General features: G+C 52.0%; 12 protein-coding genes. All 12 read left to right on the top strand.

The features are described from left to right. Nucleotides 1–70: 70 nt before the first annotated feature. Nucleotides 71–1,018, top strand: coding sequence for a glutathione synthase (gene gshB / locus ACO0LB_RS14835; protein WP_423050380.1), 948 nt, complete (start codon nucleotides 71–73; stop codon nucleotides 1,016–1,018). A gap of 89 nt (nucleotides 1,019–1,107) precedes the next feature. Next, entirely contained in the window at nucleotides 1,108–1,515 is a 408-nt protein-coding gene (locus tag ACO0LB_RS14830; RefSeq protein ID WP_423050378.1) for a PTS sugar transporter subunit IIA, read from the top strand. 22 nt (nucleotides 1,516–1,537) lie between these two features. After that, nucleotides 1,538–1,807, top strand: a complete 270-nt coding sequence (locus ACO0LB_RS14825; RefSeq protein WP_423050376.1) for an HPr family phosphocarrier protein — start codon at nucleotides 1,538–1,540, stop codon at nucleotides 1,805–1,807. A gap of 300 nt (nucleotides 1,808–2,107) precedes the next feature. Continuing rightward, complete coding sequence (gene ptsP / locus ACO0LB_RS14820) at nucleotides 2,108–3,874, top strand: phosphoenolpyruvate--protein phosphotransferase (protein ID WP_423050374.1); 1,767 nt, start codon at nucleotides 2,108–2,110, stop codon at nucleotides 3,872–3,874. Nucleotides 3,875–4,309: 435 nt separating this feature from the next. Next, on the top strand, nucleotides 4,310–5,527 hold the full coding sequence (gene metX / locus ACO0LB_RS14815; protein ID WP_423050539.1) for a homoserine O-succinyltransferase MetX: 1,218 nt from the start codon (nucleotides 4,310–4,312) through the stop codon (nucleotides 5,525–5,527). Further along, a complete protein-coding gene (gene metW / locus ACO0LB_RS14810; RefSeq protein ID WP_423050372.1) occupies nucleotides 5,524–6,129 on the top strand; it encodes a methionine biosynthesis protein MetW in 606 nt (201 codons plus the stop codon). The genes metX and metW overlap by 4 nt, the downstream gene beginning before the upstream one ends. Nucleotides 6,130–6,218: 89 nt before the next feature. After that, complete coding sequence (locus ACO0LB_RS14805) at nucleotides 6,219–7,130, top strand: M48 family metallopeptidase (protein WP_423050370.1); 912 nt, start codon at nucleotides 6,219–6,221, stop codon at nucleotides 7,128–7,130. 567 nt (nucleotides 7,131–7,697) lie between these two features. After that, nucleotides 7,698–10,103, top strand: a complete 2,406-nt coding sequence (locus ACO0LB_RS14800; protein ID WP_423050368.1) for a TonB-dependent receptor — start codon at nucleotides 7,698–7,700, stop codon at nucleotides 10,101–10,103. A gap of 260 nt (nucleotides 10,104–10,363) precedes the next feature. Beyond that, nucleotides 10,364–12,052, top strand: a complete 1,689-nt coding sequence (locus ACO0LB_RS14795; protein ID WP_423050366.1) for a bifunctional metallophosphatase/5'-nucleotidase — start codon at nucleotides 10,364–10,366, stop codon at nucleotides 12,050–12,052. A 363-nt stretch (nucleotides 12,053–12,415) separates the two neighbouring features. After that, complete coding sequence (locus ACO0LB_RS14790) at nucleotides 12,416–17,185, top strand: NAD-glutamate dehydrogenase (RefSeq protein WP_423050364.1); 4,770 nt, start codon at nucleotides 12,416–12,418, stop codon at nucleotides 17,183–17,185. 171 nt (nucleotides 17,186–17,356) lie between these two features. Next, nucleotides 17,357–17,884: a GNAT family N-acetyltransferase gene (locus tag ACO0LB_RS14785; protein ID WP_423050362.1), complete on the top strand. Its 528-nt coding sequence runs from the start codon at nucleotides 17,357–17,359 to the stop codon at nucleotides 17,882–17,884. A gap of 145 nt (nucleotides 17,885–18,029) precedes the next feature. Further along, nucleotides 18,030–19,022, top strand: coding sequence for an LLM class flavin-dependent oxidoreductase (locus ACO0LB_RS14780; protein ID WP_423050360.1), 993 nt, complete (start codon nucleotides 18,030–18,032; stop codon nucleotides 19,020–19,022). Nucleotides 19,023–19,082 lie beyond the last annotated feature (60 nt).

Genomic DNA, 19,082 nt, shown 5'->3' with positions numbered 1-19,082 from the left:
GTTTGTCGTGGATTGCTGATTACTCTGTTGTTATGAACCATGCCGTCATCCTTTTTTGTTGAGTGAGCTTATGAAAATCGCTTTTCTGACTGACCCTTTATCCGAGTTCAAGACCTACAAAGATTCCACGTATGCCATGATGGTGGAAGCTCATCGTCGGGGATACCAGATTTTTGCTTTTGGTCCGGATGATCTGGCGTTGGACAATGGTCAGGTCATTGCCAGTATCAGTAAGATTAATCTGACTGGAGACAGTACGGACTGGTATCGGGCAGATGCGCCGGTTTCCGTGCCTTTGAGCGACTTTGATGCCGTCTTGCAGCGCAAAGACCCGCCGTTTGACATGGAATACATCTACGCGACTTATTTGCTGGAAATGGCAGAACAGCAGGGCGCGCGGGTCTTCAACAAACCAGCCGCTATCCGCAATCATAATGAAAAACTGACGATTGCCCAGTTCAGCCAGTTCACCGCGCCCACACTTGTGACGCGTAACGAACAGCGGATACGCGCATTTCATCAACAGCATCAGGATATTATCCTCAAACCTCTGGATGGCATGGGGGGTATGGGCATTTTCCGTATCCGGGAAGATGGCATGAACCTCGGATCGGTGATTGAGACACTGACGGATAACGGTCGTCGCACGATCATGGTTCAGCGCTATATTCCAGACATCGTGCACGGCGACAAACGCATTTTGCTGATTGGCGGCAAGGTCGTACCATTTGCATTGGCACGTATTCCGCAAAACGGCGAAGTCCGTGGCAATCTGGCGGCTGGTGGTGTCGGCGTGGCGCAACCATTGTCTGCGCGGGATCTTGAGATTGCACAGACTTTGGCACCGCAGCTTTATCAAAGAGGCTTGTTGCTGGTAGGATTAGACGTGATTGGCAGTTATCTGACGGAAGTCAATGTCACCAGCCCGACCTGCTTCCAGGAAATTACTGCGCAGACAGGTGTTAATGTTGCCGGCATGCTGATTGATGCCCTCGAAACGGCGTTGGCAGGTCAATAATATACTCACTGGGAGTATGTTAGAGCGCACTATTAAAATACGTGGGAGTGAGTTGATTTGCAGACATACTCCCCCAAATGTGAGTGATTATGGTTGGTATACTTTTGATGACCCATGCGCCTCTGGGTGCCGCATTTCTGCAGGCAGCCGCTCATGTATTTCGCGGTATGCCGGAACGTCTGGAAGCGATTGACGTTGTCGCTGATCAGAATATCGAAGAAGTGAACCGTCTCGCACGCGAAGCAGTATTGCGCCTCGACGATGGTTCTGGCGTTCTGGTGATCACCGATGTGATGGGCGGCACGCCTTCCAATTGTTGCCGCCAGCTCGCTGATCCTGACAAGGTTGCCATCATTGCCGGCATCAGCTTGCCGATGTTGTTGCGTGCGATCACCTACCGTAGTGATGTGCTGGACGTGGTGGTGGAAATGGCATTGGCGGGGGGGCAGAACGGTGCTTTACGTATTGATAACCGGGTTCGTCTGTCCCCGTCTTGAATAGTAGATTTGAAAGGTCAGCATGATTCAACAAGAAATAGAAATTGTGAACAAACTCGGCTTGCATGCCCGCGCATCGGCTAAATTTACACAACTGGCAAGCAAGCATTCATGCGAAGTCTGGCTGAGTCGCAATGGTCGTCGCGTGAATGGCAAATCCATCATGGGCGTTATGATGCTGGCAGCCGGTAAAGGTGCCAAAGTATTACTGGAAACCAACGGTGCAGACGAGCAGGCTTGTTTTGACGCAATTCTTGCGCTGATCAATGACAAATTTGGTGAGGGTGAATAAAGCGCCAAAGCACCGCACTTTCACCTGATTTTCGCCTGACTGTGCCGCTTGGTTGGCACTAACCGGCATGGTTTGTGCCTGTCATTGGCAGCATTGCTGTGAACTGGTGGTTTCGTGATCACGCCATTTCATCATGCTCATCATGCAGGACAAGTGTCGGGTTGTACCGGAATGGCATCAGGTAACACAGAAAATACAGAACAACGCAGCAAAGCAGACTAAAAAATCACATATTAAATGCAATACCAGGGCAGCCAGTGGTTGTGCCCGATGAATCATTAAAACAATGGGGGACAAAGCGTGGCATCTTTCACATTGCAAGGTATCCCTGTTTCACGTGGCATTGCGATAGGCAGAGCGCATCTGCTGCGTCCCGCCGCGTTGGACGTACAACATTATCTGGTCGCTCAGGAACAAGTCGAAGCAGAAGTCCTGCGTTTGCAGGACGCCATTGCCCGCGTGCACAAGGATTTGCAGGCATTGTGGTCGGATTTGCCGCAAGATGCGCCGACAGAGTTAGGGGCATTTATTGATGTCCACGCCCTGATTTTGTCTGATCCCATGCTGTCAGAGGCACCACTGGACATCATCCGTACCCGCCATTACAACGCCGAATGGGCGCTGGTGACCCAGATTGATGAATTATCTGCCCAGTTTGATGAAATCGAAGACGACTATCTGCGCGAGCGCAAAGCTGATATTCAGCAAGTAGCCGAGCGGGTTCTGAAAGTCATGACAGGCACGGCCAATACCGTGCCGCGCTCGGACGGCATTGATGAGCGTAGTGCCAATATGATCGTTGTTGCCCGCGATATTTCTCCTGCCGACATGATGCAATTCCGCGATGTCGCTTTTACCGGATTCGTCACCGACGAAGGCGGACAGAATTCGCACACAGCGATTGTGTCGCGCAGCCTTGGAATTCCGGCGGTCGTCGGGATGGGCAATGCCTCGCGTCTGATTGAGCAGGATGACTGGTTGATTATCGACAGCGATGCAGGCGTCGTTATCGTTGCGCCGACAACGCTGGTGCTGGATCAGTATCGTGAACGCCAGTTATTACTGCAAAAAGCACGTAAAAAACTGACTAAACTCCGGAAAACACCTTCGATTACTCAGGATGGCGTCGAAATTACCTTGCTGGCCAACATCGAGTTACCGCAGGATGCCGCAGCAGCATTAGAAGCTGGTGCCAACGGTGTCGGGTTGTTCCGTTCCGAATTCTTGTTTATGGAGCGGAGTGGACAGGAGCATCAGCTTCCTTCCGAAGAACAGCAGTTTGATGCCTATCGCATGGCCGTCACCGCCATGAAAGGTCGCCCGGTGACGATTCGCACGCTGGATGTCGGTGCAGATAAACCGTTGGATTCTACCGAACACAATGTTCTTAACCCCGCGCTGGGTTTGCGGGCCATACGTTATTGTCTGGCGGAGCCGCAATTGTTTCTGACGCAGTTGCGCGCCATTTTGCGTGCTTCCGCCTTTGGTCCTGTAAAACTGTTGATACCGATGATGGCGCACGGTTTTGAAATTGATCAGACGCTGGCCATGATAGAGCAGGCAAAAGCCAGTCTGGCCGCAGAAGGGAAAAAATTTGACGCGGACATTGCCGTGGGAGCCATGATAGAAATTCCCGCCGCAGCCTTGTCCTTGCCGATGTTCGTCAAAAAACTCGATTTTTTATCGATTGGTACCAATGATCTGATTCAGTACACGCTGGCGATTGACCGTGCCGACCATGAAGTTGCGCATTTATACGATGATCTGCATCCGGCGATTTTGCAATTACTGTATATGGTGATCTCCGCCGGACAAAAAGCAGATATTCCTGTGTCGATTTGCGGCGGAATGGCCGGAGATATACGCCTGACCCGCTTGCTGATTGGCATGGGTTTCCGCGAATTATCGATGCCGGCGGCATTATTGCCAGAAATTAAACAGGAAATCCTGAATACCCGCATGGAAGCATTGCAGATACCCGTCAGGAAAATCCTGCGCAGCTATGATGCTGCCGTGATTCGTGAAACGCTGGCAAGCATGAAGGCGAGTGCGCCGGTACTGCATTAATGCCTTGCGCAGTCCGGTTTGTGCCGTCTCTGGTTTGACGTCAACGCTGGACTTCGTTATCCTTCTGTTTGTTACATGAATGCGCCGATTTGAAAATCAGCTTGCGGGCGCAGTCTGGAAATATCTGGACAATAAATACGGCTAAAGCGAGCTTGAATGATATTTCCCCTTCCCATTCAGCCCACCTTTTAGCCTTCCGATGATGTTGTTTGACTGATGCCTTGCAGCATGCTTTGCATGCGTTGTGTGGCCTTGTTGCATGGATTGGCGCCTGTCATTTTGTGCAAATATGAGTGCATGATCGTTTGCTGCCGGCAGCGTCAGTTCAGTGCGACATCGGCAGGAATCAGATGCAATATTGCCAGGCAACAGCGTACTGTGTGCCATGACAATTTGCAGATGTCCTGTGCAGAGTGAATAACGAGAATGTTCTCAATGGAAGAGTGTATGTCATCCACGACCGAATCAAATACATCGGCTGCGAATCAGCTGACTGCCAATTCGCCGACCGCCAATCAATCGATAGGCATCGTCACGCCACAAGCGTTACGTTTTGATGAGCCACTGGCATTGCAAAGTGGCGCCTCGATCGCCGGCTATACCCTGATGATCGAAACCTATGGCACGTTAAATGCAGACAAATCCAATGCGGTACTGATTTGCCATGCGCTCAATGCGTCCCACCATGTCGCTGGATATTATGCGGATCAGCCTAAGAACATAGGCTGGTGGGACAACATGGTGGGGCCGGGGAAATCCGTCGATACCAATCGTTTTTTTGTAATTGGCATCAATAATCTGGGCTCCTGTTTTGGCTCCACGGGGCCTATGCATCTGAATCCGGCAACAGGGAAGCCCTACGGTGCTGATTTTCCGGTGGTGACGGTGGAAGACTGGGTACAGGCGCAGGCGCGGGTAGCAGATCAGCTCGGGATTACACAGTTTGCCGCGGTCATGGGTGGTTCACTCGGCGGCATGCAGGCTCTGGCCTGGAGTATTCTGTTTCCCGATCGCCTGCGGCATTGCGTCGTGGTCGCGTCTACTCCCAAATTATCGGCACAAAATATTGCCTTCAACGACGTTGCCAGACAAGCTATTCTGACCGACCCGGATTTTCATGGCGGTGATTTTTATGCTCATGGCGTTGTGCCCCGGCGTGGATTGCGCGTGGCACGCATGATAGGACACATCACCTATTTGTCTGATGATGATATGGCCGAAAAATTTGGGCGTGACCTCAAATCTGGTGATTATCAGTTCGGCTATGGTGTGGATTTTGAGATCGAATCGTATCTGCGCTATCAGGGCGATAAATTTTCGACCTATTTTGATGCCAATACTTATTTGCTGATCACCAAAGCGCTTGATTATTTTGATCCTGCCCGCCATACAGACGGCGACCTCACCAAAGCACTGGCGCATACCAAGGCGAAATTTCTGCTGGCGTCGTTTACCACGGACTGGCGTTTTTCGCCTGAACGCAGCCGGGAAATTGTGCAGGCGCTGATCAGCAATCGCCGCACTGTGAGCTATGCCGAAATCGATGCTCCGCATGGACATGATGCATTTTTGCTCGATGATGCACGTTACCTGAATCTGGTGGCTGCCTATTTTGATCGTATTGAGGCTGAATTACAGGGAGAGCCAGCATGAACTTTTCTGAATTGAGCCGTTTGCGGCCTGACCTTGCCTTTATTGCCGACTGGATCAAGCCAGAGTCACAAATCCTGGATGTTGGTTGTGGTGATGGCGTCATGCTGGATTATTTGCAAACGGATAAGCGTTGCGGTGGCTATGGCATTGAAATTGCCGATGATAAAGTGCTTGACTGCGCAAAGCGCGGCATCAACGTGATACAGCAAGACATGGAAAACGGACTCAGCATGTTTGACGACAATGCGTTTGATACCGTGCTTTGTCTGTCTTCGCTACAAATGATGAAGCACGTAGAGCCATTGTTGCGCGACATTGCCCGCGTCGGACGTGAAGCGATTGTATCGTTTCCTAATTTTGGTTACTGGCCACATCGTACGGCGCTGCTGCGCGGCAAAATGCCGGTATCCAAATCCTTGCCTTATCAATGGTATGACACCCCTAATGTACGCTGCGCAACGATTTATGACTTTGCCGATCTGGCGAACGAAGTTGGTTTGGAAGTAATGCAATGTGTTGCCTTGCACGAAGGGCAGCCGGTGCACTGGCTACCTAACTGGCGCGGCAGTCTGGCTGTATTCCGTCTGCGTAAAAAAAAGTAGCCGGATCATAAAAATCACGATCGCTGGTTCTTTATTTTGATGCAGATGCTACCATCTCGACCTCTGTACTACCTGACTGCGGAATGATCATGAAAACACGCTCTCTTGCCTTTTCCCTGCTTTTCCCCTTTGTGCTGCTGACCGCTGGCAGCGACAGCCATGCGCAGGATCAACAGACGCAGGACGGTGTCAAGGTGGGCGAAATGTCCATGTTCCGCAAGCTGGCTCCAGCGGGTGCGCTGGAAAATCAGGCGGCCTTGCAATATAACCAAACCATGCAGCAGGCAGAAAAGCAGCATGCACTGGGACCAGACAATCACCCTCAGGTTATTCGCCTGCGGGCCATTGCCAATAAGCTGATCCCCTATACATTGCGCTGGAATGAGCGTTCCAAACAGTGGAAGTGGGAAATCAACCTGGTAGGCTCCAAACAGATCAATGCCTATTGCATGCCCGGAGGAAAAATCGCGTTTTACACAGGTATTCTGGATACCTTAAAGCTGACCGATGATGAAGTCGCCATCGTCATGGGGCACGAAATTGCCCATGCTTTGCGTGAACATGGCGCCGAGCGTGCCGGTAAATCCATGGTGGCGAATATGGGTGTCAAGCTGGCAGAGCTGGTTGCTGGTGCCAAAGGCTATGATCCTAACGTCGTTGGCTCGGTTGCCAGTGGCGCTGCCAACCTTGGTATGCTGAAATTTTCACGCGATGATGAAACCGAGGCCGACGTGGTAGGTCTCGATATTGCTGCCCGCGCAGGCTATGATCCGCGTGCCGGCATCGCTTTATGGCAAAAAATGGGCATGGTCAATAAAGGCGCACCACCGCAATGGTTGTCCACCCATCCCGCAGGCACCGACCGGATTGCCGAAATCCGCCGTCATCTGCCGGAAGTCATGCCTTTGTATGCGCATGCCAAAGGCGTGGATCTGGCGACGATTCCAGCGTATCAGACCAACGTCAAAAACATCGCGCCGGTCAATTACAGCGCGCGATAAGCGATCAAGCAGTCACCCCATAGCAATTACGTAGCAATCATGCAGCGACAATAAAAACACTTGCCATTCATTTAATGTGTGGCAAGTTTGTGACACGAATCATGTCAAAACACTTCCTTGTCATCATCTTTTCATAATTCCATGTAACACTTTGTAAGTTCACTCATTGTTATGTGATAGATTATTTCTTGCATATCCATATTCAGTTCGATGAACATGTGCAGCTTGCAATGGCATCAGACATCAGATGCCACCCGACCATAGACGTACTTTGACAAGTTCGTCTTATTTTTATTTTAAATAAGCAAACGATTGCGCGGCCAAAACTATTCCTTTTTCGGAAAAGCAAACGATTGCGCGATATTTTTATGATAACGGGTGACAGATATTCCGATAGCGAGCGCTGTGTTTGTGGGGCATTTGCAACGGTTTTATAAAAAATAGCCAGATAACTTGGTGAGGCAACAGCGATGAAGGAGATGTCATCAGGCAGTTGCAGTGACTTGAGATGATCGACAAGGTTTTGAATTACTTTTTTTTATTCGTACACTGATCCGGGAGTAGTCAATGAAACAATCTAACAAATCCTCTGCCTTTCCATCGCGCTTGTCGATGGTGGCAATCGCCTGTCAACTAGCCTGTCTGGGGATGCCAGCGGCCTATGCGCAGACGACTGAAGTCAAGCAAACTGCAGAAACAACAGAAAGTGCTGACTCTAAGCGTGTCACGATCACTGGCCGTAAAGTCGGTACCGGTTTGATGGTGGATGAAGATGCGCCGAAAGCACGCAGTACTGTCACGCGTGAAGAATTATTGAAACAACGTCCTTCCGGCAATGCCTATCAGGCGCTGGATTTGTTGCCAGCAGTGAACGCCTACAATCACGACGCAACTGGTTTGTTTGGTGGCGGTCTTACATTGCGCGGCTTTAACAGCGATCAGATCGGTTTTACGGTCAACGGCGTGCCAGTCAATGATTCCGGTAGTTTCTCTGTGTTCCCACAAGAATTTGTTGATCAGGAAAACACCTGTACCAACTTCGTTACACAAGGTTCCACGGACGTCGATTCTCCGCACGTTGGCGCGACTGGTGGCAATATCGGTATCACAACTTGCGAACCTGAAAAAGAGCGCCGTGTCCGTATCATGCAGACTGTCGGTTCTTTGAATATGTACAAATCCTTCCTGCGTTACGACACAGGTCTGATCGGTGAAAGCAATTCCCGTTTCTTTATTTCTGCTTCCCACGCCCGTACCGACAAATGGAAGGGCCCAGGCCAGGCACAACGTAATCATATGGATTTAGGCGGTCGCATTGATTTCGATCGTTTTAACTACATCAACGGTAACATCCTGTTTAATAGTGCAGTCAACAATAATATTGGCACTCCGTCTCTGGTGCAGTTGAACCAGCTTGGCTATAACTACGATTATTCTCCGACATTCACTCCGGGCCATGTGGCTGGCGTCAAGGGAACGGCACAAACAGAAACAGGCCCAACGCCACAGTATTACAAGCTGTCTACCAATCCATTCCAGAACGTGATTGCTTCTGTCACAGGTCAGTTCCGTCTGAATGAAAATACAGACCTGAAAGTATTGCCATACCTTTGGTACGGTTATGGCACCGGCGGTACGCAGCAAAAAGCAGTTTCCGAATCAGGTTTTCTGACTGGCGGAAAATTAACTGGGACGGTTGATCTGAACGGTGATGGCGATACTCTGGACAAAATTCTGGTGTCTGGCAGCAGCGTCACCCGCACTCAGCGTCCAGGTATCAGTGCGTCGCTGACGCACACGATGAGCAACCATACTTTGCTGGGTGGTGTCTGGTTTGAGCAGGCAACACATCGTCAGACTGGCCCTATCGTTCCAGTCGATGCTTCCGGTAATCCAGCGGACTTTTGGTTGCGTGATGGCAATATTCTGCGCCCTGACGGCACACCTTACGAAAGTCGTGATCAGAAAACGATCAGTACGGCATGGCAGTTCTTTATTCAGGATACGGTCAGCCTGATGAACGATAAGCTGTCGATTAACGTTGGTGTCCGCGCTCCGCATGTCAAACGTGATTTCACTAACTACGGCAATGAAGGCGGTACATTGCCAACCTACACCAACACGTATAACGTACAGCAAACATTCAGCGATTATTTGCCGCAATTGGGTGCAAAGTACCAGATTGATAACAATAATCAGCTTTATGTTAGCCTGGCAAAGAACATGAAAGCGCCACCAAACTTTGCGTTTGCGCCGACCAGCAATAACGTTCAGTTCATCAATGGCGTAGCAACACTGACCGGCAATCTGAAAGAAGAAACGTCATGGAATCTGGACGTCGGTTATCGTCACCAAAGCGATAAACTGACAGCACAGGTTGATTTCTATAATGTAGATTTCAAAAACCGCCAGGCCAATGCGTATGATCCAGTTGCCGACAAGAACATCTATACCAATGCAGGTAACGTCTCCATGCGTGGTATGGAAATCGAAATGGGTAACAAGCCTGTCAATGGCTGGTCATTCTATGGTTCCATCAGCTACTTGCAAACGAAGGTTAAAGATAATCTGATCTTCAGCAAAACCAGCTTCTTGCCAACATCTGGCAATGAATTTGCTCTGGCACCAAACTGGAAATACGGTCTGAGCGCACAGTACGAAACAGGTGCATTCTATGGTCGCCTGAAGGCAAAACACACCAGCGCGCAGTGGGCAACTCTGATGAACGATGAACTGGTTCCAGGATCAAACATTGTCGATTTTGACGCTGGTTATCAGTTCCCTAACTGGGGCATGATGAAAAAGCCGACATTGCGTCTGAATGTCAGCAATATCTTCAATGAGCAATATCGTAATCCATCCTCTGCGACACTGACGAATGCGAAAGCAATCAATGGTGTTGCCGCCGGAACGGTATTCTATTACCTGGGTGCGCCACGTTTCACTTCTGTCACGTTCTCCGCAGATTTCTGATCTGACGTAACATTGGTGGCGATGAGCAAATAAGCCTTCGTCATTGATAGCCGGATGCAAATACGTCGTATCGGCATCCAGTACCTGCAACAACTTACAAGGTTGTTGCAGGTTTTTTTATTGAGAGGACTTACGCAAACCCGCCCCAGCTGCGTTATGGCTCCTAGCCATACTATTCGTACTGTCTTCGTCGCCATGCCTTGCTGGGGCAATTTTGCGTAAGTCCTAATTGATTCATTTTATTGATTCAGGGAGTAGGTATGTATCAGTCTGGCCGGATTGCGTTACTTATATCGGTTCTGTTGCTGTCGGCCTGTGCGTCGACGGAGCAGGCCAGAGAGACGACGCGTATCACCATATTCAGCATCAATGATTTTCACGGTAATCTGCAAGCTGCCCAGCCTGTTCCATATATGGCGCCAGCCACGGACGCTGCCGGCAAGGCAGTCAGCGCTCCCGCCGGTGGCTACGCCTATCTCTCGACCATGCTGAAACAGCGACGTCAGGCTGTCGCAGCCAGCATACTGGTTGGTGCCGGCGATTTAATCGGCGCGTCACCGCTGGGATCGGCCTTGCTCAAAGACGAACCTGTCATTGAAGCGCTGAATCAGCTGGATTTATCTGTGACGGCGGTAGGGAATCATGAATTCGATTCCGGTACGGCTGATCTGATGCGCAAAATAAAAGGTGAATGTCCTGCGACTGGCTGTACTTATGCGGGATTTCGCGGTGCCCGGTTTGATTATCTCGGTGCGAACGTCATCGATGTCGCCAGCAACACACCGTGGCTCAAACCCTACGTGATACGCCAGGTAGGTGATATCAAGGTTGGCTTTATCGGTGCGGTGACATCCGACGTACCCAATCTGGTGGCAGGGGACGCCGTCCGCCGTTTACGCTTTGAAGACGAAGCGACCGCGATTAATCGCTATGTGCCCGAGTTACAGCAGCAGGGTGTTGGCACGATTGTCGTGCTGATACACGAGGGGGCAATTTATAAAGGGGCAGAAAACGATCCTACCTATCGCTGTGAAGGTTTGCAGGGACCTATTATTGAGATCAGCAAGCGCCTCGATAAGGCGATCAGCCTTGTCGTATCGGGCCATTCGCATCAGGGATATACGTGCAAAATTGATGGCAGGTTGGTCGTGCAGGGACGCAGCTATGGTGCCTTCCTGACGGAATCTACTCTGACGCTGGATAAAAAAACCGGCAAAGTGATTGATGCTGTGGCGCACAATCATTTGATCAGCCAGCAGCAATTGCAAGCTGATCCGGCAGCGCAGGTATTGGTCGATCAGGTCGCCACACAAACAACAGGCATGCGCCAGCGTCCTGTGGTGACGATTCCGCAGCAATTGAATCGCTTCAGCGATGATAGCCACTTTGATAGCAGGCTTGGTAACGTGATTGCCGATGCCCAGCTGCATTTTGCACATCATGCTGGCGTGGCAGCGGAATTGTCGGTGATGAACGAGGGAGGTATCCGCAGTGATTTGCCATCAGGTAAGCCATCGTTGCCGGTAGCGATCAGCTATGGTGATTTGTACGCGGTGCAGCCTTTTGGCAATACGTTAGTACGCGTGACATTGAGCGGTGCGCAAATCATGACGCTGTTGCAGCAACAGTGGCAAGGGCGTGAAGCCAGTAACCCGAAAAAACTCTATATCTCGCATGGTATGACCTACCGTTTGAATGCTGCACTGCCATTAACGGAGCGCGTGCAGGACGTGCGTATCAAAGGACAGCCATTGGATTTGAAGCGTGAATACGGGGTGATCGTTAATCACTTTCTGGCAGATGGCGGCGATGGTTTCAGCGTCATGAAACAAGCTGGCGAACGTCAGATGATCGGTCGTGATCTGGAAGCTTTTGAGGCCTATGTCCGCGAAAAAGGTAGCAACATCGGCGATGTTGATATCGATCGCGTGCATAAGGTCAGCCAGTGAGCCGCACGCAGTAAGTAAGATAATCAAACGCTGATTGGCTCATCTGCTTTTCATTTGTGTTGACTGTCAGCCATCAAAAAAACCGCTCTTGCAAACTGAGTATTGCCAGAGCGGTTTTTATTCATGAGTGACTCATCAGGCTTTTGTTTGCTGACGTTTCCTTTGCCTCCCATGTTTGACAGAGCGATGGACAGTCATCGGAACGACGGATAGTCCTGACCGAATTCCCGTCATTCCTTCCACCGGTGCTTTGCACGAAAAACTCCTTTGTTTCCCGAAGAATATTAGCGGATACTTGCGCTAGCATGGTGCAATGATCTTGCATCATTATTGATCGTTATCTTCCACACCGAAGGAGAACGTATGAGTACTTCCCACCTCGCGGAGCTGTTTGCTTACGCGCAAGCCCATACTGGTTCTGCCAGTGAACGTCAGGGCGCTTTCATTGCAGCTTATTTCGATAATACCGATCCGGACGAAATCATTACCCGCGGTCCCGCCACCCTGTTTGCACAGGCAAATGCGCACTGGCGCTTGCTCGATACGCCACGCACCGAAAAAATTGCCAAAGTACGCGTCTTTAACCCGACGCTGGCAGAAGACGGTTTTGTCAGCGAACATACCGTGGTGCAAATCGTGAATGACAACATGCCGTTTCTGGTTGATTCCGTTACGATGGCGATCAACCGCAGTGGCCGCACCGCGCACTGGATTGTGCATCCGCTGATGAACGTACAGCGTAATGCGCAAGGTCTGGTCAGCAGCGTCAGTGCGGTAGCCGCTGCAAAAACGACAGAAAAAACGGCAGGAAGTAACGGGCAGGTCGAGTCCCTGATCATGGTGGAATGTGATCGTATCGTCAGCCCTGCTGAGCAGCAGGCACTGGCGACAGATTTGCAACAAGTGCTGGAGGATGTACTCAGCGCCGTGCTGGACTGGCAAGCGATGCTGGAGCGCGTTCGTGCTGCTTGCAGCGCTTGCGAACGTCACGCACCCGCGCAGACCGGGAATGAAGGTGTGGCGTTTTTGCGTTGGCTGGAAAATCGTCATTTTACATTTCTTGGTGCCCGCGATTACGATCTGAAACATGACGGTGACCAAATCAGTCTGGTGGCAATTCCGGAGTCTGGCCTCGGTATTTTGCGGGGAAAAGTCCAGACCGGCCTTGCACATTTACCACCGGAAGTCCTGGCGATTATGCAGTCTGATGAAACCGTGCTGGTCACCAAGGCCATGAGTCGCTCTACGGTACACCGACCAGCCTGGCTTGATTATGTTGCCATCAAACGTTATGGCGATGATGGGGAAGTCATTGGTGAATCTCGCTTTTTAGGCTTATACACCTCTACCGCCTATTCCGCTGCCGTCGATCAGATCCCGCAGGTAAGACAAAGAGTGGCGGCTGTCATGAACAGCGCAGGCGTGGTACCCGAGAGCCATGCGGCCAAAGCCTTGCAAGCGATTCTGGATGATTATCCGCGTGATGAATTATTCCAGATTGACACTGCGACCCTGACCGAACACGCGATCGGCATCCTGCGTCTGCAAGAGCGTCAACGCACCCGTCTGTTCCTGCGCCGCGATCCGTTTGGCCGCTTTACATCGGCCCAGGTGTTTGTGCCGCGCGACCGCTACAACACGGAATTGCGCGTCAAAGTCGGCAACGAATTGATGTATGCACTCAATGGTCAGTCGATAGAATTCACGCCTATGCTGACCGATAGCCCACTGGCACGTATTCATTACCAGGTCAGAGCCAAGGAACGCGCACCACAAAATGTGAATCTGGGCGCACTCGAAGCCCGTATCGCCAAGCTCGCGCAGCGCTGGGAAGATGACTGCACCGCAGAATTGCTGCGTACCCACGGCGAAGGCGGCGGCTTGGCGCTGGCCAACCGTTTCTCGGACGCTTTCCCAACCGCCTATCGCGAAGATTTCTCGGCGCTGGTCGGTGCCGAAGATGCAGAAATGCTGGCCAGCCTGACACCGGCTGCACCGATGGTCGTCAAGCTGTATCGCCCGCTCGATGCTGAGGCAGGCGTGCTGCGCTTTAAGATCTATAACACCAGCAAAGTCGCCTTGTCAGATTCCTTGCCGGTGCTGGAGCACATGGGTGCGCGCGTGCTGGACGAGCATCCTTACCAGATCCTGAATGGCAATGACAATCTGTGGATACATGATCTGGGTCTGCAACTGCCTGCGACCACGGATTTATCCGCGATCAAGGGCAGGTTTGAAACCCTGTTCTCGCAAGTCTGGAAAGGCGATGTGGAGAGCGATGATCTGAACCGTCTGGTGCTCAATACCGCACTTGATGCGCGCTCAATTGCCGTGTTACGCGCCTGCGCCCGCTACTTCAAACAACTGGGCTTTGCTTACAGCCAGACTTATATCGAAGCCGCACTGAATAAGAATGCAGCGATCACGCAGCTGATCGCTGAATTGTTCGGTGCCCGCTTTAAGCCTGACTTTGCGGGCGACCGTGAAGCAGCGCAGCAGCAGATCAAAGAGAAGCTGGAAGCCGAGCTGGCCAATGTCGCGAGCCTGGACGAAGACCGCATCTTGCGCCAGTTCTACGCCACCATCATGGCGACCTTGCGTACCAATTTGTGGCAGACCACGGCGGATGGGCAATTCAAGCCTTACATGAGTTTTAAACTCAATCCGCGTGAAGTGCCGGGCGTGCCTGAACCTAAGCCTTTGTTTGAAATCTGGGTCTATTCGCCACGGGTGGAAGGTGTGCATTTACGCGGCGGCAAAGTCGCACGCGGTGGCTTGCGCTGGTCTGACCGGCGCGAGGATTTCCGTACCGAGATTCTGGGCCTGGTCAAAGCGCAGCAAGTCAAAAATACCGTGATCGTACCGGTCGGTTCCAAAGGCGGCTTCGTGCTGAAAAATGCACCACCGGCATCCGAGCGTGAAGCCTATCAGGCCGAGGGTGTGGCTTGCTATAAGATCTTCCTGTCCGGCCTGCTGGACATTACCGACAATATCGTCAAAGGCGCGGTGGTGGCACCGGCGCAAGTGGTGCGCCATGATCCGGATGATCCTTATCTGGTGGTGGCGGCTGATAAAGGCACGGCGACCTTCTCTGATATCGCCAATGGCGTATCAGCGGATTACGGTTTCTGGTTAGGCGATGCCTTCGCTTCCGGTGGTTCGGTTGGTTACGATCACAAAAAAATGGGCATTACCGCACGCGGTGCCTGGGAATCGGTCAAGCGCCATTTCCGCTCCATGAGCATCAATACCCAGACGACACCGTTCACTGTGGCCGGTATCGGCGATATGTCGGGTGACGTGTTTGGTAACGGCATGCTGTTATCGGAACAGATTAAGCTGGTTGCAGCCTTCGATCACCGTCATATTTTCATCGATCCGGCACCGGATGTGGCCGCCTCATTTAAAGAACGTCAGCGTCTGTTCAATCTGCCACGCTCGAGCTGGGATGACTACGATAAGAAGCTGATTTCCGAAGGCGGCGGCGTGTATCCGCGCAGCGCCAAATCGATACGGCTGAGCCCACAGGCGCGCGCCGTGCTGGGTGTGGAAACTGAAGAACTGACACCGGTAGAATTGTTGCGCGTGATTCTGCAGGCACCGGTCGACCTGCTGTATAACGGCGGTATCGGCACCTATGTCAAAGCCACGTTTGAAACCCATGCCCAGGTCGGTGACAAGGCCGGTGATGCCTTCCGCGTCAATGGCAATGAGCTGCGCTGCAAAGTGCTGGCAGAAGGCGGTAACCTCGGTTGTACCCAGAATGGCCGTATCGAATTCGCGCAAAAAGGCGGCCGTATTTATACCGATGCGATTGATAACTCGGCTGGTGTGGATTGCTCCGACCATGAAGTGAATATCAAAATTCTGGTTGGCGCCATCGTTGAAGCCGGTGATCTCACGCTTAAACAGCGTAATGATTTGCTGGCCTCGATGACGGATGAAGTCGGCCATCTGGTGCTGACCGATAACTACTACCAAAGCCAGGCGCTGGATATCGCCGCGCACCGGCCGCTGTATGTACTCGATGGTCAGCAAAGACTGATGCAGACCCTGGAAAAACAAGGCCGTCTGAACCGCGCGATTGAATATCTGCCGAGCGATGAAGAAATTTTCCATCGCAAAGCGCGTAAGCAAGGCCTGACTGCACCGGAAGGCGCCGTGGTGCTGGCTTATGCCAAGATGTCGGTGTTTGATGAACTGGTGGCGTCCAATTTGCCGGATGATCCTTTCTTCAGCCGTGCGCTCAAGGCTTACTTCCCGCAAGTCTTGTCTGAGCGTTTTGCCGATGCGATTGCAGTGCATCCGCTCAAGCGTGAAATCATTGCGACCTATATCACCAATACCGTGGTCAACCGTGCCGGTGCGACTTTCGTCAATTTCATCGCTTCTGAAGCCGGTGCCAGCGCTGCGGATGTGATCCGTGCGTTCACGCTGGCGCGTGAGATTTTTGATCTGGAAGTCTTGTGGGATCAGATTGATGCGCTTGATTACAAAGTCGATGGCAAATTGCAGCTGGACTTGTTGTCGAAACTGATCGCGATCACCCAGCGTGCCTCGCGCTGGATGCTGCGTATCCGTGCCCAGAGCAGCGACATGCCTACCCTGATCCAGCGTTACCAACCTGCCGCGCGCGAATTACGCTGGCAGTTGGATGACTGGCTTCCAGCCAGCACGCATGCGATCTGGCAACATGAAGCCGATACCCTGATGCAGGCTGGGGTAGAAGCGACACTGGCACAGAACCTGACGGCGTTGGAATATATCTTCCCCGCGCTCGATCTGGTGGATCTGGCAGCAGGTGCCGGTCTTGGACTTGAGCAGGTGGCACGTGGGTATTTCGGGATTGATAATGAGCTGGGTCTCAGCGGCTGGCGTACCCAGATCAATCGCCTGCCGACCGATACCCTGTGGCAGACGCAAGCGCGCGGCAGTGCCCGTGATGATGTGTATTCGATTGCGAGTCAGATCACACGAGGCATGCTATCGCGTCAGGAAAGCTTGTCCGACTGGCGTGAACGGCATGCTACCGCCATTGAACGGTTGACTTTGTTACTGACAACCATCAGCGCACAGGCTCCAGATCTGGCACCGGTGTCCGTGGCAATGCGGGAATTGCGGCACCTTGCCTGAATGTTGTGAGCAACACCTGATCGATATCTGATCGATGTGTTGATCGTCACATCCTGTCACCGGCGTTGTCCGGTGGCAGGTAAGCTGACGCGCCCGACGATCTTTGTATGTCTATCGGCTCTGTACTCACAAAAAACAAAGCGTCTCAGATAGTCGTATGAAAGAAATGACATGACATCACCACAGCTCATCGTTGCTGACTTAAGTATTCATCGCGAGTTATTGATCGCGATGAATGTGGAATATTTGTCGTGGGTGTTTCGGGAGATGGAGCAGGCCTTCGGTATTCAGTATGAAAAAACGATGGGGATGTCGGCAGATGAGTATGTTCCCACGGTGATTGACAAAGTCTGTGGTCAATCGCCACCGGAAGGTATTTTTTATCTGCTGAGTCAGCATGGAAACATCGTTGGCATGGGTGGGCTACGCCGGCTGAGTCAGACACAGGCAGAAATAAAGCGGATATATCTGCGTTCTGATTGTCGTGGAACTGGGCTGGGACAGCAGTTGCTGGAGCGCCTGATCGCCGATGCCCGGCAGATGGGTTACACACGGGTTTGTCTGGACACAGCGCCATTCATGAAGTCAGCACAACGTCTGTATACGCAGTGCGGGTTTGCCGACTGTTCACCTTATGAGGGTACCGAAGTCGCACCCGAGTTTCAGACTCGCTGGCGCTTTATGGCACGTGTGCTCTGAGTCGTTGTATGAATGAAGATAGCTGGAAATACCTTTCCACGTTGCTCTTCATATACGTTACATGTTCAGGCGATGATTGTCGTCGCTGACAGGAAAATTCTTTTTCCACCATAATGCTTGCTTCCGTGTTCCATATTGGCATGCCATGACCGTACTTTCTATTCTTGATTTATCCCCGATTGCGCAGGGAAGCGAGGCTGCGCAATCCTTCCGTTACTCACTCGATCTGGCGCAACATGCCGAGCGCTGGGGTTACCGGCGTTTCTGGCTGGCAGAACATCACGGCATGCCGGGCATTGCCAGCGCGGCGACTGCCGTGCTGATCGCCCATGTAGCCGGAGGCACTTCCAGTATCAGAGTCGGAGCAGGTGGCATCATGTTGCCGAACCATTCTCCACTGGTGATTGCCGAGCAGTTTGGGACGCTGGAATCCTTGTTTCCCGGCAGGATTGATCTCGGGCTGGGCAGGGCGCCTGGCTCAGACCAGCGCACAGCACGTGCTTTGCGCCGCAGTCTGACCTCCGATGCGGATGAATTTCCGCAAGATGTGGCTGAACTGATCGACTATTTTTCAGCCGAGCCACGTGGCGCAGTCCGGGCTGTACCAGGCACCGGTTTGCAAGTACCGGTCTGGATATTGGGCTCAAGCCTGTTCGGTGCCCAGCTGGCTGCGGCAATGGGGTTGCCGTATGCGTTTGCATCGCATTTTGCACCTCAGCAGATGATGCAGGCCATTGAACTGTATCGCGCCACTTTCCGTCCTTCTGCGCAGTTATCCCGTCCTTATGTCATGCTGGGGTTCAATGTCTTTGCTGCCGACACGGACGAGCAGGCGCATTATCTGGCAAGTTCCGCGCAGCAGGCATTTATCAATTTACGAAGTGGACGTCCGGCAAAAATCCCGCCGCCTGTCGCCAATTTCATGCAGCAGATCGGTCCGTCGGAACGACATTTGCTGGAACAGATTTTATCGTGCTCAGCGATTGGTTCACCCACCACCGTTGCTGCTCAGATAGCCGATTTCATCGCACACACGGGGGCTGATGAACTCATGATCGCGTCGAATATTTTTGAGCATGCCGCGCGTTTGCATTCGTATGAAATCGCGGCGCAAGTCATCTCGTCGGTACCCGTATAAAAAAAGCCTGTCTCAGTCAGTCTTGACTGGGACAGGCATCAAATTCGCTGGTCTGTATCG

Origin of the sequence: Undibacterium sp. SXout7W (genome assembly GCF_049339385.1) — a bacterium.
In the GTDB taxonomy this organism is placed as follows: domain Bacteria; phylum Pseudomonadota; class Gammaproteobacteria; order Burkholderiales; family Burkholderiaceae_D; genus Undibacterium.
The sequence above is the reverse complement of the archived record's forward strand: the minus strand, read 5'-3'. Positions and strand labels throughout refer to the sequence as shown.